Consider the following 19,195-nt stretch of genomic DNA (forward strand, 5'->3'; position numbering starts at 1 on the left):
CTCCATCTGCATGAAAGTAGAAAATGTTCTTGTTATCTATACCACCTTAGCCATGGTAATGCAGCGACAAATCTATCCTTATTTTTGGTGTGAAAGATAAAACACGCCAGTTAACGACCGTTTTCTGGCACCTCCCAATCGCACGCTTTCACACTGTTGGAAAAATAGCCTTGGCTTTTCTGACAGGCCATCCTAATGTTGGCCTCGTTTTCTGGCAGGGGTCAGATGGGGAGATAACAATGGCTACTTTTGGCTACGGGCGTGTTTCAACAACGCAGCAGGATACTGAGAACCAGCGACTGGAGCTTGAGCAAGCTGGGTGGCAAATTGACTATTGGTTTGCCGATATTGTCAGTGGGAAGGTTCCGGCTATGCAACGTAAAGCGTTTTCTGAAATGCTTAGCAAAATTCGCGATGGTGAAACGTTGGTAGTTGCAAAACTAGACCGTCTGGGACGTGATGCGATTGATGTTCTCCAGACGGTCAGGGCGCTGGCAGAGCGTAATATCAAGGTGATCGTCCATCAGCTTGGAACTACTGACCTCACTTCTGCTGCCGGTAAGCTTCTGTTGTCTATGCTGGCAGCCGTTGCTGAAATGGAGCGTGACCTACTTATTGAACGCACTCAGGCGGGGCTGTCACGAGCAAAAGCTGAAGGAAAGAAGCTGGGCAGACCGTCAAAAATCGCACCAGAAGCCCGTAGGGCGATTATAGAGAAAAAGAATAGCGGGACCAGTATCAGTGCGTTAGCGCGTGAATATGGTGTTTCCAGAGCGACTATAGCCGAGCTGCTTTAAATGCTTCTAAACTTTCATTGCAACCCCGAGTTTTGGGTTGGCCCGGTGGTGCGTATCAAGTTGAATATGAAAATTGCTGCCTGCAGAAAAGCAAAAGCCGATGCTGATACACCCTATCATTCTCTTGCAGTTCTCCCCCTTTCTTCACTCGGCTTGAATTGTCACTGACGGAACACATTAATAAACTTAAACTTTCTGTTATACAAATTTTTCAGGCGTTTTTGGTGTTACTTTCATTGCCTACATTTGCAATGGAGGTATTTATGAAAGTATTCATTCCGATCCTGTTAGCGGCGTGCAGTTTTTCGGCCATGGCGGCGGGCACGCCTAATCCGCTCAGTGTGCACGTACTCAACCAGCAGACCGGCCTGCCATCCAAGGGAATGGTGGTCGAGTTGGAAAAGCAACAGGGCAACGGTTGGACGCGCCTGGCACAGGCGGTGACTAATGACGATGGCCGCATTGGCGCACTGTATCCGGCAGGCAAGGATATGGATGCCGGGGTCTATAAGGTCACGTTTAAAACCGGGGATTACTTTTCTGCCATCAAGCAAGAAACGTTTTTCCCGGAAGTCCCGGTTATTTTTAACGTCAGCACCACTAATCAGAAACTGCATATTCCTCTGTTGTTGAGCCAATATGGCTATTCCACCTACCGAGGAAGCTGATTATTTAGCGCGGGAACGGCGCAATACCGCCCCCGCGCTACCTACGCTAGAGAAAAAAACGAACGTGCGTTTGCCGCCAGAATCTGGCGTTTGCTCTCTTCAGGCAGGGCTGAATGGCTGACCAGATGCCCCACCTGCTGCTCACCTAACGGGAATGGTGCATCCGAGCCCAACATCACCCGATCGGCCCCCATAGTCTCCACCAGCAGTTGCAACGCCCGCGGGTCAAACACCGCAGAGTCGACGTAGAAACGATCTAAGTAGCTCGAAGGCTTCTGCGGGCAATCTTCACGCACGATATCGCGCTGTTCCCAAGCGTTGTCCACTCGGCCCATCAGGTAGGCAAAGCTGCCGCCCCCGTGGGCAAAACACAGCTTCAGGTTGCGCGGCAGGCGCTCGAAGGCACCGGAGAGGATCAGCGACAGGATCGCCAACTGGGTCTCTGCCGGCATTGCCACCAGCCATGGCAGCATCCACTTCTTCATGCGATCTGCGCCGCCCATCATATCCCAAGGGTGTACCAACACCGGGATCTCCTCCCGGGCGCAGTGGGTCAGAAAGGTAATCAGCGACTCATGATCCAGATCTTTTGCCCCCACGTGGTTGCCGATCTGCACGCCAATATGGCCGCATGCCTTTGCCCGGCTGGCTTCGCGGCAGGCGGCATCGCTATCCTGCAACGGCACCTGCGCCAGCACCTTCAAACGCTGCGGGTTGGCAGAGGCCATTTCCAGCGCCTTGTCGTTCATCAGTTGCGCCCAGGGCAGGGCGCGTTCAATGGCGACGTCGTAGGCAAACATCACCGGCGTGGCACACATGATCTGAATATCGATCAGCTGCTCATCCAGATGTTCCAGGCGGCGTTCGGCATCCCACAGTGCGTCATAAACCGGGCGGAATGGTTGATTGTTCAACATGATTTGGCCTTCGCGCCCGTGGGTTGCCAGCCAGGGAGCCCGTTCAACGTCCAGTCTGGCGGCCTCTTGCTGGCTGATTTTCGGGAAGAAGTGCGAGTGAATATCTATTTTCATCAGTTTGTTGTCGCCTTGAGTATGCGATGCCAGGTCTGCCAGTCGCGGCCTGAGTGGATTTCACCGCACTTGGTACAGCGGCGCTCTTCATCGCTGGTTGCATAGAATTGTTCATAAACCGGGGGAAGATCTGTCACGATGCTTTTCAGGTGCATCTCATAGCGTTTGATCAGCGTGCCACAGGCGGCACACGACCACTGCAATGCGTCCACTTCGTTTTTCGGGCGCACCCGCTCGAACACCAGGCACAGGCTGCCCTCTTCTGGCCGCTGTGGGGAGTGGATCACATGAGGAGCCATCAGGAAAACGTCGCCTTCGCGCAGGTCGACACGGTCATAGTGGCCGTTATCCCAGATGTTCAGATAGGCATTCCCTTTAAACTGGTAGAAAAACTCTTCCACCGGATCGTCATGAAAATCGGTGCGCTGATTCGGCCCGCCGACGACGGTGACCATAAAATCGCTATCCTGCCAGATCTGCTGGTTATTCACCGGTGGTTTGAGCAGGTCGGCATTCGTGTCTAGCCAATTCTTGAAGTTAAGCGGAAGTCCGTATTTGAAGTTAGACATTGTGATTCTCCGATGTGTAGGGCAGAGGATACGAATATTTTATTATTGTGGTTTATAGGCGATCGCTTTGATTTCAATGAGCAAGTGCGGGTGGGGCAACTGATGTACCGCGACGGTGGTGCGGGTCGGGCCATCGTAGTCAAAATACTCGGCATACACCGCGTTATAACCAGCAAAATCGTTCATATTGACCAGAAATGCGCTGATCTCGACCACATCATTCAGATCGGCACCGACGCTGTGCAGAATATCGCGGATATTATCGAGCACCGCGCGGGTCTGCACGTCGATATCCAAACGGGTGGCGCCCATGGCGTCCACTTCCGCACCGGCAATACTGTTGTCCGGCAATCTTGAACTGGTGCCGGAGACAAACAGAAAGTCACCGGCCCGCTTCACGTGTGGAAAGCGCCCGCGCGGGGTCGCTTTGCCTTTAACCACTACCGCCTGGTTGTTCATAGTTCACCTCTGGTATGAAATGCTGTCCGGCCAAAACCGGAGATATCGACGCTGACGTGCAGCCCGGGATAAAGTGCTTCGGCGGCGGTCGCTGCACCCGCCAGAATCACCGATCCTGCAGGCAGCGTGCGCTCTTGCTGATGCAACAGGATGGCTATCTGCACCAGCGCACGCAGCGGGTGCCCGAGGATCGCCGCCGTGCTGCCAACCTGCAGCGGGCGGCCGTTAAAGTTCATCACCACGCCGAGGTTATCAATGGCGCGTTGCGGGCTCTGCAATGCGCCAACGACGAATTTGGCGGATGAACAGTTGTCGGCCACCACGTCTTCCAGGGTGAAGCGGAAGTCCCGATAGCGGGAATCGATGATCTCCAGCGCCGGGCCCACGCCTTCCAGCACCGATCCTGCTTCCGCCAAGGAGAGCGGGCTGTTGATCTCTTTGCGGGTGATAAAGTAGATCTCAGGCTCAACGCGCGGGTGGATCAGCTCGCGCAGATCCAACTCCCCCCCTTCTTCAATCTGCATGGCGTCGGTCAGTTCGCCCCAGATCAGGTGTTCAACCCCCATCTGCTGCATTTTTGCGCGGCTGGTAAAACCCAGCTTCAGGCCGACTCGCCGTTCGCCGCGCTGTTTACGCAGGCGGATCCCTTCGGCCTGCACGCGGTAGGCGGTGGCAAGATCGAGCGTTACCTGCCCGGTTAACTGGGCTGCGGCTTCCTGGCGCAGCGTGGCCTGGTCCAACTGGGTGGCCAAGGTGGTTAAATCCATAACGTTGCTCATGCGGTTTTCTCCGGTTGCCCGTTGCGCTGTGCCAGCAAATCCAGGGCGACATCGACGATCATATCTTCCTGGCCGCCCACCATGCGGCGGCGACCAACCTCGAGTAAAATATCGGCGGCTTTGAGCTGATAGCGTTCTGCGGCGTTCACGGCGTGGCGCAGGAAGCTGGAATAAACCCCGGCGTAACCCAGCGACAGGCTTTCGCGATCGACGCGTACCGGGCGATCCTGCAATGGCCGTACCAGATCGTCGGCCGCGTCCATCAGTTGCAACAGATCGCAACCGTGGTCCCAGCCCAGGCGTTCGGCGGTGGCGATAAACACCTCGAGCGGCGCATTGCCGGCCCCGGCTCCCATGCCTGAAAGGCTGGCATCCACGCGGTGGCAGCCTTCTTCCACTGCAACGATGGAGTTGGCAACGCCGAGCGCCAGATTGTGGTGAGCGTGCATGCCAAGTTCAGTGTTCTCGTTGAGCACTTCGCGCAGGGCGCGGAAGCGATCGCGGATATCCTGCATCAGCATGGCACCACCCGAGTCGACCACATAAATGCAGGTGGCACCGTAGGACTCCATCAGCTTGGCCTGCTGCGCCAGTTTCTGTGGTTCAGCCATATGGGACATCATCAGAAAACCCACGGTATCCATGCCCAGATCGCGGGCATAGGCAATGTGCTGGCGTGAAATGTCGGCCTCGGTGCTGTGAGTGGCGACGCGCACCACGCGGGCGCCGGCGTCATAGGCATTGCGTAAATCATGCACCGTGCCGATACCCGGCAGCAGCAGCGTGGCGATCTTGGCATTGCTGACTGATTCTGCCGCCGCGGCAATCCACTCAACGTCGCTGTGCGCACCAAAGCCGTAGTTGAGGCTGGAACCGGATAAACCGTCACCGTGTGCGACTTCGATCGAATCCACACCGGCGCGATCCAGTGCGCTGGCGATCTGCCGCACCTGTGGCAACGAATAGCGGTGGCGCATGACGTGGGAACCGTCACGCAGGGTCACGTCGGAGATATACAGTTGTTTCATCTTTATGCTCCCTGATGCTGCAGCAGACGCGCGGCGATGTGTTCACCGCAGGCCAAGGCGGCTGACGTCATGATGTCGAGATTGCCTGCATAGGCGGGCAGGTAGTGGGCAGCCCCCTCCACTTCGAGGAAGATCGAGACTTTCAGGCCACCTTCTGGCCCCAGATCTGGGTAGTAGCGAGCATCGGCCGGTGAGATAGTTTCAAACTGTACTTCCTGCTTCAGCCGATAGCCGGGCACATACTCTTGTACCCTGGCCGCCATAGCGGTAACCGCTGCGCTGATAGCGTGCGGATCGCAGGGCGGCGTCAGGCAGAAAACGGTATCGCGCATCATCAGCGGCGGTTCGGCCGGGTTGAGGATAATGATGGCCTTGCCGCGCCGGGCCCCACCCACGGTTTGCAGCGCCTGTGAGGTAGTTTCGGTGAATTCATCGATATTGGCGCGGGTGCCGGGGCCGGCGGAACGGCTGGCGATCGACGCCACGATCTCGGCGTAGTAAACGTCGGTGACGCTGGCGACGGCGGCCACCATCGGAATCGTGGCTTGCCCACCGCAGGTGACCATATTCAGGTTTGGTGCATCGCCCTGGCTTTGCAGGTTCACCACCGGCACCACGTAGGGGCCAATGGCTGCCGGGGTGAGATCGATCACCCGCACGCCGTGCTGTTGCAGCAGTTGGTTATGATGCGCGTGGGCACCAGCGGAGGTGGCGTCAAACACCACTTTAATGGCACCGAAATCCGGCAGGGCCAGCAGCCCGTCAATGCCTTCATGGGTTGTCGCCACCCCGAGCCGATTGGCGCGTGCCAGGCCGTCGGAGGCGGGATCGATGCCGACCATGGCTGCCATTTTCAGGCGCTGGCCGTGGCGCAGGATCTTGATCATCAGATCGGTGCCGATGTTGCCTGAGCCGATAATGGCGGTAGAAATCTGTGCGCTGTGGTTCATTGTGCGCCTCCTGCGGCCTGTGTAAAGCGAGCGCTGACCTGGCCAACACCCTCAATGCGTGCGGTAAACACCTCTCCTGCGCTGGCAGCCACCATCGGCCCCAGCGCACCGGTGAGAATAATATCGCCAGCCCGCAGGGCATCACCGCGCTGTGCCAGCGTATTCGCCAGCCATAGCGCAGCGCGCAGCGGGTTGCCCAGGCAGGCGGCACCGGCACCCACAGAAACCGGTTCACCTGCGCGCTCCAGCACCATGCCGCAACCGAGCAGGTCCACGTCTTTCAACCGCACCGGGCGGTTACCCAGCACGAACAGGCCACAGGAGGCGTTATCGGCAATGGTATCGGCCAATGAGATATCCCAATGGGCAATGCGGCTGTCGACAACTTCGATGGCAGGCAGCAGATAGGCGGTGGCGCGGATCAGATCGGCGAGGGTGTTTTTTTCGTGGGGCAGATCCTGTTCAAGCACCAGCACGATCTCGGCTTCCACCTTGGGCTGGATCAGGCGGCCAGCGGCAATTTCCTCTCCGTCACACAGCGCCATATCGGCGAACAACCGGCCAAAATCCGGTTGGTCGACACCCAGTTGCTTTTGCACCGCAGGCGAGGTGAGGCCGATTTTGCTGCCAACCAGGCGGCGGCCTTGCTTGATCTGGTGGTCGTTATTCAAGCGCTGCACCGCATAGGCAGCATCGATATCGTTGCAACCAATCAGGTTGCGCACCGGCGCACAGGGCTGGCCGCTGCTGGCCGCCTGCCTGAGCATGTTGGCGGCTTCATAATATTCAGGCTTCAGTGAGTTTGACACATGGCTCTCCTGTTTGTGTACCACGGCTCACTCCAGGTGGCCGTGGGCGATATTCCTTGCTGATTTGCAATAGCCGGGTGTTGGGCATAGTGGCAGTCTAACCAGCCTGGCAATAAGCGAAAATGAATAAAGGGGCTTTTGCTATTCCCTAAAGTTATGCCATAGTCGCCGAGTGCACTGTTTGGGTTAGACGACTTTCAGGAGTAAACAGCAATGACTGAACGCGCCCCTTTTACCGTCAGCGACATGATCCTCAACCGCCTCAAGCTGCGCCCGCTGCTGATTTTTGACCGGGTATTGCGTAATCAATCCATTGCGCGCGCGGCGCGGGAACTGAATCTGACGCAGCCCGCGGTGACCAAAGCGATCCGCGAGCTGGAACAGCAGTTGGATACGGTGCTGTTTGATCGTAACAACCGCGGCGTGACGCCCACCGACTGTGGGGTGCTGTTGGGGGAACGGGTGAAATCGGTGATTGCCGAGCTGCGTTACCTGACCGATGAGCTGAATACCTTTAAAGGCGGCGTGGTGGGCCATGTGGTGGTCGGAACCCAGATCTCCGCCAGTGCCCGTTTGCTGCCGCGCGCCATCCTGCTGTTGAAAGCGCGTGCGCCGAAAATCCTGGTAACGGTGCGGGAAGGGCCGCAGGATTATCTGTTCCCTGCGCTGGCCAGCGGTGAGTTGGATGTGGTGGTCGGGCGCTTGCCGGAGCCTGATGCGCCGCTGATCGCCAGAATGGCCTTGAGCCACCGAGCGCTGTATCGCAACAGCCTGTGTGTGGTTGCCGGTGGCCACCATCCGTTGCTCAATCAAAGCGATCTCAACCTGCATCACCTCGCCGAATGGCCGTGGATCCTGCCGCCGCTGGATTCGCCCGCCCGGCGGGTGGCCGATCATTTCTTCAAAGAGTCTGGGTTACCCGCTCCGGAAAATATCGTCGAATCCCTGTCGCTGCTGACCAACGTCAACCTGCTGGTGGATTCCTCGTTTCTTGGGCTGATGCCCACGGCGGCGGCGCGGCGTTTTATTGCCGCGGGCCTGTTGAGCCAACTGCCGTTGGGGGACGTGGGCCCACCGACTGAAGTGGGCTTTTCAATCCGCCAGGATAAACCGTTGACCCCGGCGAGTCGGCAACTGATCGAATGCCTTAAGCTGGCGGTGCAGGAAGATCCGGTGCTGCCTGGCTATAACTAAACAGAATAGCAAAGCCCGCTTTATTCATTTTCAACTTATTTCAACGGCTCCTTACACTGCGTAACGATACCTAGCCGAAGGTTCCTGCAACGGCGTTGCATTCAGACGCGAATGGAAGGTTCCTTCGTGCTGATTTGTAACTCAGGAGGAACAGTGCCATGACAAATTATCAATCCGCATCAGATTTACCCTTGTATATCGACGGGCAGTTTGTCGATGGGATTCGGCAGTTCGACAATATCAGCCCGGTTGACGGGCATCTGGTTTCACGCGTTGCCGAAGCCAGTGAGGCGCAGGTCGCCGCAGCGGTAAAGGCCGCACAGGTGGCGCTATCTGGGCCTTGGGGGCAGCTGAGCGTGCCTGCGCGTGCCGCGCTGATGCATCGGGTAGCCGATGGCATCGAAGCCCGTTTTGAGGAGTTTGTCGCGGCCGAAGTGGCCGATACCGGGCGGCCAGAAAACCTGGCGCGCACGCTGGATGTGCCACGTGCTATTGCCAACTTCCGCACCTTTGCCGATTTGGCGGCCACGTCGGTCAGCGAATGCTGCGAAACCCCGCAGGCGGACGGCGGCCTGCTGTTCAACTATACGGTGCGCAAACCCCTTGGCGTTGTCGCCGTGATTTCCCCTTGGAACCTGCCGCTGCTGTTACTGACCTGGAAACTCGGGCCAGCGCTGGCGATGGGGAACACTGTGGTGTGCAAACCCTCGGAAGAAACCCCGTCTTCGGCCACCTTGTTGGCAGAAGTGATACACGCGGTTGGCCTGCCCGCTGGGGTATTTAACCTGATCCACGGTTTTGGCCCCGGTTCGGCGGGGGAGTTTCTCACCCGTCAGCCGGAGATCGCCGCCGTCTCCTTTACCGGTGAATCCCGTACCGGTAGCGCGATCATGAAAGCGGTGGCGGACGGTGTCAAAGAGGTTTCCTTCGAGCTGGGCGGGAAAAACGCGGCGGTGGTGTTTGCCGATGCCGATTTTGACGCCGCCGTGGCAGGCGTGGCGCGCTCCTCGTTCTTTAATACCGGGCAGGTGTGCCTGTGCTCTGAGCGGGTGTATGTCGAACGGCCGATCTTCGATCGCTTTGTGGCAGCGCTGAAGGAGCGAGCCGAAGCTTTGAAGATCGGTTATCCCAATGAAGCTGGGGTGGAGCTTGGCCCGCTGGTGTCACAAAAACACCGGGATAAAGTGCTTTCCTATTTTGCGCTGGCGCGAACCGAAGGCGCTAACCTGATCACCGGCGGTGATGTACCGCTATTCGGCGATGCCCGTGATAACGGCTCTTGGGTACGTCCTACCATCTGGACCGGGTTGGGTGACGATGCGCGCTGCGTGCGGGAAGAGATCTTCGGGCCGGTGTGCCATATCGCGCCTTTCGATGATGAAGAAGAGGTGCTGGCGCGGGTTAACGACAGCCAATACGGCCTGGCCTGCGCGCTGTGGACCAGCCAGGTGGGGCGCGCTCATCGTCTGGCGCGGCGTATTCACACCGGGATTGTCTGGGTTAACAGTTGGTACGCCCGCGATCTGCGCACCCCGTTTGGCGGCAGCAAGCTGTCGGGGATGGGGCGTGAAGGTGGCCGCCATTCACTCGATTTTTACTCTGATATCAGCAATATCTGCATAAAACTATAATCGACCACCGGCCGCTGCCAAGCCGGTTAGCGGCCCGCTGAGTCTGGCCCTCGGTCCCACATAAGGCGAGCTGCAGGAACACCTGCCGCTTGACGTATGACGGGCATCGCTGACAGGAGCTTTACCTCATGGCTAACCCTACATCGCTGGATATTGAAGCTTTTATCGATCGCACCAGATTCTCTCCGTTCCAATGGTTACTGCTGTTACTGTGTTTTTTAGTGATTTTCATGGACGGCTACGACATGGCCGCCATTGCCTATGTGGCCCCTTCGCTGCTGGATGAATGGGGGGTGCAGAAGGCAGAGCTTGGCCCGGCGATGAGCGCCGCGCTGTTCGGGCTGGCTTTTGGCTCACTGCTGTCTGGGCCGCTGGCGGACCGGATTGGCCGCAAACCGGCGGTGATCTTTTCCGTGCTGCTGTTTGGCGCGTTCAGCCTGGCGACGGCCTGGTCTTCGTCGGTCGGTTCACTGACCGTGCTGCGTTTTGTCACTGGATTGGGGCTGGGAGCGGCGATGCCTAATGCCATCACGCTGCTGGCGGAATACTGCCCCAGCAAGCGCCGCACCATGATCGTCAGCGCCATGCTGTGCGGCTTCCCGCTGGGCGCTGCCGCCGGTGGTTTATTGGCAGGCTACCTGATCCCGGCGTTTGGCTGGCGTTCGGTGCTGGTGGTGGGGGGCGTGGTGCCGATCCTGCTGTGTGGCCTGTTACCCTGGGTGCTGCCGGAATCGGTGCGCTATATGGTGCTGAAGGGCTATCCCAATGCCAGCATCCGCGCCATTCTTCGGCGGGTGAAAAGCGAAGGCATGGAACAGGTAGAACACTTTGTGATCGCGGAAAAAATTGCCGATGGCCATTCCGCCATTCGTGCCATTTTAACTGCGCCGCATCGCACCATTACCGCTCTGCTCTGGTTAAGCTGTTTTATGAGTATGCTGGTGTTTTATATGATCGTCAGTTGGATGCCGCTGTTGCTGAAAGAGGCGGGGCTGACGGTGCAGCAATTCTCCCACATCAGCGCGCTATTTCCGTTGGGCGGCGGGGTCGGCTCAATCCTGCTCGGCTGGGCGATGGATCGTCGTGAACCGAACAAGGTGCTGGCTTTCACCTATCTGCTGGCCGGGTTGCTGGCTTATGGCGTGGGGCTGGCGGTGGGTAACGTCAGCCAGACTCTGATCTTGGGCTCGCTGGTGTTCTTTATGGGATTTGCTTCCGGTGGCGGGCAGTCTGCGCTGGCTTCGCTGGCGGCGTCCTACTATCCCACCCGTTGCCGAGCGACCGGGGTGGGCAGCATGTACGGCGTAGGGCGCTTTGGCGCCATTTCCGGTGTGCTGGCCGGTGCTGAACTGCTGCGCTACCAGTTCCCTGTCACCACTATTTTCAACCTGTTGCTGATCCCTGCCTGGGTGGTTTGCTTAGCGTTGCTGCTGAAATACTACAGCGGACGGCAGCGTGAACCTTTGTTGGCCCGCGTGCAGGATAAATATTGAGAGCGTCACCCGCCGTAATGGCGGGTGGCATGGCTCCCTTAAACGGGCGGCCAGCTATAGCCTTGGGCTTTGCCCTGTTCGGCAAGCACCCCGTCAGCCAGCCGAAGGGTGCGAGGGAAATGTTGTTTCACAAAAGCAGCATCATGGCTGATCGCCAGCACCGTGCAGCCTTGCGTGCGGCAAATATCCAACCAGCGGGTAAAGATGCCCAACCAGTGATCGTCAAAATCGCGGCTGGGTTCGTCCAGCAGGAGCAGCGGCGGTGCAACGGCGGCGAGGCTGGCCACGGCCACCATACGCCGCTGCCCGGCATGGAGATCCAGCGGATGGGCTTCTGCAACATCCGTTAACGCGCAAAGCGCTAGCGTCTGCGCGATACGCTGTTCCAGGTGGTTACCGCGGATCCCCTGATGACGTAATCCAAAAGCAATTTCATCGCGCACCCGATGGCGAAAGATCTGCCGTTCCGCCTCCTGAAATAGTACGCCTAACAGCGGTGCTCTCTGCGCTGCTTTCAGGGCGGCAATATTCTGCCCCTGCACGGCGATCAGCCCGCCTGTGGGCTTTAATAACCCGGCGATCAGGCGTAATAGCGTGGATTTCCCGGCTCCGTTATCCCCTGTCAAGGCAACCCACTCCCCCGTTTCCAGGGTCAGATTTAAACCGCTAATAAGCGGTTTGGCCGCGCCAGGCCACTGATAATCCAGCGACGAAATCGTTAGCATAAGGAGAGTTTACCCTGCGTGAGTTCCCAGGTTTGCTGGCAATATGCCGCAATAGGGGTAAGCGCCCGTTCGAAAAGGATAATCACGCAACGCTGTTGGTTTGCATAGGCAACCAGTTGCTGTAACAGCGTGGTGGTGGCTTCCGGCGTCAGGCGGCTAAAGGCTTCATCCAGTAATAACAGTTTGGGGCGCATTGCCAGCGCGCAGGCGATCACCACCCGTTGGGCTTCTCCGCCGGAAAGTGTTGCAGGGTGGCGGTGGCGCAAGGCGTGGCAGTGAGTGAAGGCTAGCACCTGTTCGAGCCGCTCCAGGATTTCTGCTTCACTCAGGCAAAGGTTTTCTGGCCCGAAAGCGATTTCCTCTTCCACCGTGAAGGTACAGCCAGAGAGCTGTAATTGTGGCGCCTGTTGAATGAGCTGCACCTGCTGCGCCATTTCGACCAGCGGCCGTGAGCCAATTTCATCACCAAGTACCCGCCCGGCCCCCCGTAAGCTGCCGGGCAAAAAAACGGGGAAACAGCCCGCCAGCAGCTGTGCGAGGGTGGTTTTTCCGCTGCCATTGCCCCCGCGAATGCCATACAAACCTGGTGCCGCGCAATGTAGATTGATGTTTTCCAATTGCCAGTGGGGGCAGCCTTGAGGCGTAAAGCTCAGCGCGTTCAGTGCCACAACCATAGCCAGGCTCCTATTTCCAGCGTGGCCAACAGCAGCAAGCCATAGCGCACCCTGCGTTGCTGTAGGGTGTCTTTCGGCGCCCACAGCGTGGTGCGTTTCGCGTGCAGCCGGAACGCGCGCATATCCAGCGCAGTGCTGCGTGCGGTTAACTCATTCAATGCACTGTGAGTTAAGGGGATTACCAGCGCCGGAATATAGCGTAACCGCTGATACCAGAAGCCATCCAGCGGCACGCCGCGCGCCAGCTGTGCCTGGTAAATCGCCGCAAGCTGCGTTCGCAATTGCTCGACGATCAACAGCGGGCCTGCAAACAGATAGGCCAGCCCCGGCGGTAAACGGCTGGCAAACAGGGCGCGAATCATGCGCTGCGGTGGCACATAGTGCAGCCAGATCTGCCCGCTGCACAGCAAAGCCAGCAGGCGTAACCACAGGGCAGCCGCCTGTAACAAATCGCTATCGTCACGCACTTCGCCCCGTAACCACCACGCCAGCCAACCGCTGTGTACCAGCCATAAGCCGCATGCCATAGGGAGCATGATCAACGCGACATAGCGCCAGCGATGTCGGGTGCTTTTCAGCAGGAGCAGTAGCAGAACGCTCGCCAGGCTATAGGCCAGCAGCGGATAGCCCAACGGCATCAGTAAACTGCTGGTGCCAAGCACCGCCCACATCGTCAGGGAGGTAAAAGGATGCATTAACGCACGGCCGCCATGGCCGGGAAATTGCGTAACGTACGCTGTGACATAGTGCGCACCAGTAGCCAGACGATAACCGCCGCCAGCACTTTATCGATCAGATTAACCCCCAACACGGTCATCGCCACAGATTCAATCAGATTGTTGCCGACTGAATGGATATACGCGACAAAGAAGTCTGCGCCGCTGCCGGTCACCCCGGCAAACAGGTAGGTACGGATGGGGACGGCCACCACCGTTACCGCCAGGGTAATCACCACCCCGCTGAGAAGCACCTTCGGTAGGGAACGGAACCAGCCAATGCGAGCCAATAATCCGGCGACTAAACCAATCACCATCGCGACAGGGGCAAATGCCGTCGCGATAGGGCCGGTGAGCAAGCCCCAGATCAGGTTGGTCAACAAACCGGTCAACATGCCGATGATCGGCCCGGCAAGTATGGCGCTCAGCAGGGTGCCAATAGAGTCGAGGAAAATAGGTAACTTCAACATCGACACCAACTGCCCACCCATCATGTTGATCGCAATTGAGATAACAATCAAAACCAGCGTCTGGCTCGACAATCTTTTAGCTGTCATAACAACCCTCGATGAAATTGCAGGAACATTAACGTGGCTTGACGTTTAATTCGTCATAACCTGAGAGCGTACAAGGTTGTCGGCTAAACACGGCATCATTGAGTTCCCCAATCACCAGTTCAAGCGTGGTGCGCACAGTGCAGCCTTCCATCACGTGGCCGCCGGTCATATGACCATTTTCATCTGCGACGGCCATATGCAGATGCTCCCCGCCAGCCTCTAACGTGCCAATCAGCGAGACCACTTCAAACTTTCCACTTAATAAAGCGGTGCCTTCACGCCCGGCATAACGCAAAGCCACGTCGCTCAAACTACCGACACAGCCACTTATCCAGGCGGCATGAAGCCCATTCAGCCGGATAAAGTGACGTAAAGCAGTCAGGAGTTCCTGCTGTGGCAAGAGGCGTAAAGCGTAGAAGCGCGCTGTTGAGGGGGTTGCTGTCTGCACGTTGAGGTCCTTTAACTCAGATAAAAAAGCATAGAATTAAATGGCGTCGGGAAGGCAGGGCGCTGCATGGGGACGTTGATTGTTTCCAGAAAACTCCGAACCTCGGACGTTACGCAATATCATAATAGAGCGTTAGGGCGAATGTATGTGACATGGGACAGTATGTTGGAAGATCCCCGCGAATATCAGGAGGGGGCAGGCGCGGTAGGGGGAACAACGCAGCATGTGTCCATACATATATGAAAAAACGAATGCATTGTTGACTTCGCTCACCTGCGCACTAAGATAACCTGATTATTCAGCCTTGGAGTTTTCATGATCGTCCTCACGCCGTTGCAGTTGTTTAAAAATCTGTCAGACGAAACCCGTCTGAATATCATTTTGCTGCTGCGGGAAAGCGGGGAGCTGTGCGTTTGTGAGCTTTGCAACGTGCTGGGTGAGTCTCAGCCCAAGATCTCCAGGCATTTGGCGATGTTAAGAGAATCAGGGCTGCTGCTGGATCGCCGTGCAGGCAAGTGGATCCACTATCGTTTGTCACCGCATATTCCTGCCTGGGCCGCCAGCGTGATTGAGCAGGCTTATCTCAGCCAACGTGACGAAATTGCTGCGTTGGCACGAGGGAATATGATAGCGGGCGGTAAGGCTGGCTGCCTGTGAGAGATTAAAAAATTTTACTCTTTCATATCTGATTTTTCATATTTAAATGGGCAATGAGGCAGTTTGATTCACGGGAAGAGGGCCTGAACCCTCTGACCGAGGGTATTTAACTTATACATACTTACAGGGCAAGGAGCCTTTCGGGGGCGTTATGTTGTTGGCAGGGGCAATTTTTGTTTTGACCATTGTGTTGGTGATCTGGCAACCCAAAGGGTTGGGCATTGGTTGGAGCGCCACGCTTGGCGCGATACTGGCGCTCGTGAGCGGTGTGGTTCACCTCGGCGATATTCCGGTGGTCTGGCAGATTGTCTGGAATGCCACCGCGACCTTTATTGCCGTGATCATCATCAGCCTGTTACTCGACGAGTCGGGCTTCTTTGAATGGGCCGCTCTGCATGTGGCACGCTGGGGCAATGGCCGTGGCCGTTTATTGTTTACCTACATTATTTTGCTGGGGGCGGCGGTAGCGGCGCTGTTTGCCAACGATGGTGCGGCGCTGATCCTGACGCCGATCGTGATTGCCATGCTGCTGGCGCTGGGTTTCAGCCGTGGCGCGACCTTGGCCTTTGTGATGGCGGCGGGCTTTATTGCCGATACTGCCAGCCTGCCGCTTATCGTGTCGAACCTGGTGAATATTGTCTCGGCGGATTTCTTTAACCTCGGGTTCACGGAATATGCGGCGGTGATGGTGCCGGTTAACCTGGCGGCGATTGCCGCCACGCTGGTGATGCTGCACCTGTTTTTCCGCAAAGAGATCCCGGCTGTTTACGATCTGTCCCTGCTGAAAGCGCCGAAAGAAGCCATTCGCGACCTGAATACCTTCAAAACCGGGTGGCTGGTGCTGGTTCTGCTGCTGGTTGGCTTCTTTGCCCTGGAGCCGCGCGGCGTGCCCGTTAGCCTGGTTGCTGCCGTGGGGGCGTTGATTTTGTTTGCCGTTGCCAAGCAAGGGCAGGCCATTAATACCGGCAAAGTTCTGCGCGGTGCTCCTTGGCAAATCGTGGTGTTCTCGCTGGGCATGTACCTGGTGGTGTACGGCCTGCGTAATGCCGGGCTGACTCACTATCTTTCCACTTTGCTGGATCAGTTTGCCGCGCAAGGGCTATGGGCGGCCACGCTGGGCACAGGGTTCCTGACGGCGTTTCTGTCTTCCATCATGAATAACATGCCTACCGTGCTGGTAGGGGCACTCTCTATTGATGGCAGCGCTGCCAGCGGTGTGATCAAAGAGGCGATGATTTATGCCAACGTGATCGGCAGCGATCTGGGGCCGAAAATCACGCCAATAGGCAGCTTGGCCACCTTATTGTGGCTGCATGTGTTAGCACAAAAGAATATGACCATTACCTGGGGATATTACTTCCGGGTGGGCATTGTCATGACGATCCCGGTGCTGTTCGTTACGCTGGCGGCGTTGGCCCTGCGATTATCTATTTCCCTGTAAAACCACCGCGCCAGCGGGCATAACCGGCTGGCGTTTGCATGAGAGATCACCACGATGAGTAATGTGACTATTTATCATAACCCGGCCTGCGGAACATCGCGCAACACGCTGGAATTAATCCGTAACAGTGGTACTGAACCGACGGTGATTCTGTATCTGGAAACACCCCCCAGCCGTGAGGTGCTGGTGAAGCTGATCGCGGATATGGGGATCGCGGTGCGGGCGTTATTACGCAAGAATGTTGAGCCTTACGAGCAGCTAGGATTGGCAGAGGATAACTTCAGTGATGAGCAACTGATTGATTTTATGCTGCAGTATCCGATCCTGATCAATCGGCCGATTGTGGTGACGCCGCTGGGGACAAAATTGTGCCGGCCTTCTGAAGTGGTGCTGGATATTTTGCCCGATGCGCAACGCGGTGCTTTCAGCAAGGAAGACGGTGAGCGCGTAGTGGATGCCCAGGGGAAACGGGTAGAAAAATAAACGTGGCTGCCTGCTGGGAGTATGGTCAACTCCCAGCCGTTACTCACTGTTTCGCTCCGTGCAATGCACAGTCTTGACCCATGACAAGGCGCCGCAGGCATCTGCCTCTTTATAATCAGACCTGTTTGTCTTCTCACAGGTGTGAAAGTATGGCTTATCAACTGAACCTTAACTGGCCCGAGTTTTTAGAAAAATACTGGCAAAAACAACCGGTTGTACTGAGGAATGCCTTCCCTGACTTCGTCGATCCTATCACGCCGGACGAGCTGGCGGGTTTGGCAATGGAAGCGGAGGTGGATAGCCGCTTGGTGAGCCAGGAAAATGGCCTGTGGCAGGCCAGCAACGGGCCGTTTGAGCATTTTGATAATCTGGGTGAAACCGGCTGGTCGCTGCTGGCGCAGGCGGTTAACCACTGGCATGCCCCCTCCGCCGAATTGGTAAGCCCGTTCCACGTGCTGCCGGACTGGCGTTTAGATGACCTGATGATCTCCTTTTCCGTGCCGGGTGGCGGCGTCGGGCCGCATATCGATCAGTACGATGTGTTTATCATCCAAGGAATGGGCAGCCGCCGCTGGCGCGTTGGCGATAAATTGCCTCTTAAACAGTTTTGCCCGCATCCGGCGCTGCTGCACGTAGAACCCTTCACGCCGATCATCGATGAAGATCTCGCTCCGGGGGATATTCTGTATATTCCGCCGGGCTTCCCGCACGATGGTTTCACCCACCAAACCGCGCTTAATTACTCCGTCGGCTTCCGTGGGCCTAATGGCCGGGATTTGATCAGCAGCTTCGCTGACTATGCGTTGGAAAACGATCTCGGCGGTGAGCACTACAGCGATCCCGATCTCACCTGCCGTGAACATCCAGGCAAGGTTGAAGATTACGAGCTCGATCGCCTGCGCCAGATGATGTTCGACATGATTAATCAGCCTGAGGATTTTAAACAGTGGTTCGGCCGTTTTGTGACCACGCCGCGCCACGAGCTGGATATCGCTCCCGCGCAACCGCCTTACGAACCGGATGAGATTGTCGGTGCGCTGATGGACGGTGAAAAGCTGACGCGCCTGAGTGGGTTACGGGTGCTTCGCGTGGGTGATAGCTTCTTTATCAACAGCGAACGGTTGGAAACGGTGGAGCCTAAAGCGGCGGATGCCCTGTGCCGTTATACCTTGATCGGTAAAAAAGAGCTGGGTGAGGCGCTGCGTAATCCGGCGTTCGTTGTTGAGCTAACCGGGTTGGTTAATCTAGGCTACTGGTTCTTCGACGAATAACGGTATGACTCATAACGGCTTCCAGGGGGGTATATAGTCATGCGCCTGGAGGCTGTGTTTTTGTGGCTTCCGATCCCGTTCTCTTTTAACCAGAACTCCATGTCATTTCCCGCTGGCGGCTGCATGTTTGAGACACGCGATCTGCATCTATTGATAATGCAATAATTGATTCATCAGTTCTTGCTTGTTACCGTTCATTAACAAGTCGTGTAGCGAGTGCACACCGAGCTTTTGTAATGCTGACTGTTTATGGTGGCTCACTTTTTTGTAATGAATACACAGCTTGCTGGCAACCTCATTAGACGATTTCCCCTTCAGTAGGAAACTCAGCACACTGAGCTCCTGATATGTTAAGGGGGGAACTGATGATTGAACGGGATAAGATTGACAGTCTTTCGCTAGCATTATAATTTGCGTTAAATAGAGCTGCATTTCCTGTAATGTTATCCCATTATCCAGCACTGCACAGATATTATTTAGCTGAGAGAGATAATCCTTTAAACGCCCAAGCTTGTTAAGCTGTGTCATAATAACCACTTTGGCTTCAGGATAGAATACGGGAAGTGTCTTTATGATAAAGGAAAGTATCTCGCATAAATTATTGCCATGACTTTGTAGTTCAAAAATAAAAACATCAATATTTTGATTGTTCATCAACCACTTTATGTTGGGTTGTAATCTACCTTGATCGGCAACCAGATTGATAGGCGTTATACTCTCCAACTCGGATAACAGTGATTTTATACCTTCTCGAGTGTAGTTACATGTGTGCTGCAAGAATATATTGCTTGTGTTTTCCATGAACATTTCCTCCT

22 protein-coding genes are annotated in these 19,195 nt (G+C 56.4%); 9 read left to right on the forward strand and 13 right to left on the reverse strand.

Going from position 1 to position 19,195, the window contains the following annotated elements; translation table 11 throughout:
• Positions 1–239 precede the first annotated feature (239 nt).
• The gene (locus WG891_RS18775; protein ID WP_337264115.1) at positions 240–797 is read left to right on the forward strand and encodes a recombinase family protein; all 558 of its coding nucleotides are present in this window, start codon (positions 240–242) and stop codon (positions 795–797) included.
• Positions 798–1,060: 263 nt separating this feature from the next.
• Positions 1,061–1,465 carry a hydroxyisourate hydrolase gene (gene uraH, locus WG891_RS18780; protein WP_337264114.1) on the forward strand — a complete coding sequence of 135 codons (405 nt, stop codon included), beginning with the start codon at positions 1,061–1,063 and terminating at the stop codon, positions 1,463–1,465.
• Between the two features lie 41 nt (positions 1,466–1,506).
• On the opposite strand, the gene WG891_RS18785 is transcribed toward uraH, so the two are convergent.
• From WG891_RS18785 to mhpD, 7 genes are read right to left on the reverse strand one after another with little or no spacing between them, the layout of a single operon-like run.
• Entirely contained in the window at positions 1,507–2,496 is a 990-nt protein-coding gene (locus WG891_RS18785) for an amidohydrolase family protein (protein WP_337264113.1), read from the reverse strand.
• Complete coding sequence (locus tag WG891_RS18790; RefSeq protein ID WP_337264112.1) at positions 2,496–3,065, reverse strand: 3-hydroxyanthranilate 3,4-dioxygenase; 570 nt, start codon at positions 3,063–3,065, stop codon at positions 2,496–2,498. Before WG891_RS18790 ends, WG891_RS18785 begins: the two co-directional genes overlap by 1 nt.
• Positions 3,066–3,107: 42 nt before the next feature.
• The gene (locus tag WG891_RS18795; protein WP_337264111.1) at positions 3,108–3,524 is read right to left on the reverse strand and encodes a RidA family protein; all 417 of its coding nucleotides are present in this window, start codon (positions 3,522–3,524) and stop codon (positions 3,108–3,110) included.
• Entirely contained in the window at positions 3,521–4,303 is a 783-nt protein-coding gene (locus WG891_RS18800; RefSeq protein WP_337264110.1) for a 2-keto-4-pentenoate hydratase, read from the reverse strand. The genes WG891_RS18795 and WG891_RS18800 overlap by 4 nt, the downstream gene beginning before the upstream one ends.
• Positions 4,300–5,337, reverse strand: a complete 1,038-nt coding sequence (dmpG, locus tag WG891_RS18805) for a 4-hydroxy-2-oxovalerate aldolase (protein ID WP_337264155.1) — start codon at positions 5,335–5,337, stop codon at positions 4,300–4,302. Before dmpG ends, WG891_RS18800 begins: the two co-directional genes overlap by 4 nt.
• Positions 5,334–6,281 carry an acetaldehyde dehydrogenase (acetylating) gene (locus WG891_RS18810; RefSeq protein WP_337264109.1) on the reverse strand — a complete coding sequence of 316 codons (948 nt, stop codon included), beginning with the start codon at positions 6,279–6,281 and terminating at the stop codon, positions 5,334–5,336. The genes dmpG and WG891_RS18810 overlap by 4 nt, the downstream gene beginning before the upstream one ends.
• Positions 6,278–7,048 carry a 2-keto-4-pentenoate hydratase gene (gene mhpD, locus WG891_RS18815; protein ID WP_337264154.1) on the reverse strand — a complete coding sequence of 257 codons (771 nt, stop codon included), beginning with the start codon at positions 7,046–7,048 and terminating at the stop codon, positions 6,278–6,280. The genes WG891_RS18810 and mhpD overlap by 4 nt, the downstream gene beginning before the upstream one ends.
• A 255-nt stretch (positions 7,049–7,303) precedes the next feature.
• Between mhpD and WG891_RS18820 the strand changes: the two genes are divergently transcribed.
• From WG891_RS18820 to WG891_RS18830, 3 genes are all read left to right on the forward strand, one after another.
• Positions 7,304–8,284, forward strand: a complete 981-nt coding sequence (locus tag WG891_RS18820) for a LysR substrate-binding domain-containing protein (protein WP_337264108.1) — start codon at positions 7,304–7,306, stop codon at positions 8,282–8,284.
• A gap of 158 nt (positions 8,285–8,442) precedes the next feature.
• Positions 8,443–9,915 (forward strand): 2-hydroxymuconic semialdehyde dehydrogenase, encoded by a 1,473-nt coding sequence (locus tag WG891_RS18825; protein WP_337264107.1) that lies wholly within the window; start codon positions 8,443–8,445, stop codon positions 9,913–9,915.
• A gap of 128 nt (positions 9,916–10,043) precedes the next feature.
• Positions 10,044–11,408, forward strand: a complete 1,365-nt coding sequence (locus WG891_RS18830) for an MFS transporter (RefSeq protein WP_337264106.1) — start codon at positions 10,044–10,046, stop codon at positions 11,406–11,408.
• Between the two features lie 38 nt (positions 11,409–11,446).
• Here the strand turns inward: WG891_RS18830 and WG891_RS18835 are convergent, their stop codons facing one another.
• From WG891_RS18835 to WG891_RS18855, 5 genes are read right to left on the reverse strand one after another with little or no spacing between them, the layout of a single operon-like run.
• Positions 11,447–12,133, reverse strand: a complete 687-nt coding sequence (locus WG891_RS18835; protein ID WP_337264105.1) for an ABC transporter ATP-binding protein — start codon at positions 12,131–12,133, stop codon at positions 11,447–11,449.
• Positions 12,127–12,807 (reverse strand): ABC transporter ATP-binding protein, encoded by a 681-nt coding sequence (locus WG891_RS18840; protein ID WP_337264104.1) that lies wholly within the window; start codon positions 12,805–12,807, stop codon positions 12,127–12,129. Before WG891_RS18840 ends, WG891_RS18835 begins: the two co-directional genes overlap by 7 nt.
• Positions 12,792–13,502, reverse strand: a complete 711-nt coding sequence (locus WG891_RS18845; protein ID WP_337264103.1) for an energy-coupling factor transporter transmembrane component T — start codon at positions 13,500–13,502, stop codon at positions 12,792–12,794. Before WG891_RS18845 ends, WG891_RS18840 begins: the two co-directional genes overlap by 16 nt.
• Positions 13,502–14,080: an ECF transporter S component gene (locus tag WG891_RS18850; protein ID WP_337264102.1), complete on the reverse strand. Its 579-nt coding sequence runs from the start codon at positions 14,078–14,080 to the stop codon at positions 13,502–13,504. Before WG891_RS18850 ends, WG891_RS18845 begins: the two co-directional genes overlap by 1 nt.
• Before the next feature lie 28 nt (positions 14,081–14,108).
• Positions 14,109–14,528 (reverse strand): PPC domain-containing DNA-binding protein, encoded by a 420-nt coding sequence (locus WG891_RS18855; RefSeq protein ID WP_337264101.1) that lies wholly within the window; start codon positions 14,526–14,528, stop codon positions 14,109–14,111.
• A gap of 315 nt (positions 14,529–14,843) precedes the next feature.
• Between WG891_RS18855 and WG891_RS18860 the strand changes: the two genes are divergently transcribed.
• From WG891_RS18860 to WG891_RS18875, 4 genes are all read left to right on the forward strand, one after another.
• Positions 14,844–15,185, forward strand: coding sequence for a metalloregulator ArsR/SmtB family transcription factor (locus tag WG891_RS18860; RefSeq protein WP_337264100.1), 342 nt, complete (start codon positions 14,844–14,846; stop codon positions 15,183–15,185).
• A 151-nt stretch (positions 15,186–15,336) separates the two neighbouring features.
• Positions 15,337–16,626: an arsenic transporter gene (locus WG891_RS18865; protein WP_337264099.1), complete on the forward strand. Its 1,290-nt coding sequence runs from the start codon at positions 15,337–15,339 to the stop codon at positions 16,624–16,626.
• A 54-nt stretch (positions 16,627–16,680) separates the two neighbouring features.
• Positions 16,681–17,109: a glutaredoxin-dependent arsenate reductase gene (arsC, locus tag WG891_RS18870; RefSeq protein WP_337264098.1), complete on the forward strand. Its 429-nt coding sequence runs from the start codon at positions 16,681–16,683 to the stop codon at positions 17,107–17,109.
• A gap of 149 nt (positions 17,110–17,258) precedes the next feature.
• A complete protein-coding gene (locus WG891_RS18875) occupies positions 17,259–18,380 on the forward strand; it encodes a ribosomal protein uL16 3-hydroxylase (RefSeq protein WP_337264097.1) in 1,122 nt (373 codons plus the stop codon).
• A gap of 147 nt (positions 18,381–18,527) precedes the next feature.
• Here WG891_RS18875 and WG891_RS18880 read toward each other — a convergent pair whose 3' ends face one another.
• The gene (locus WG891_RS18880) at positions 18,528–19,181 is read right to left on the reverse strand and encodes a helix-turn-helix domain-containing protein (protein ID WP_337264096.1); all 654 of its coding nucleotides are present in this window, start codon (positions 19,179–19,181) and stop codon (positions 18,528–18,530) included.
• Positions 19,182–19,195: the final 14 nt, after the last annotated feature.

This window comes from Serratia sp. MMO-28, from assembly GCF_037199905.1.
GTDB lineage: Bacteria > Pseudomonadota > Gammaproteobacteria > Enterobacterales > Enterobacteriaceae > Chania > Chania oryzae.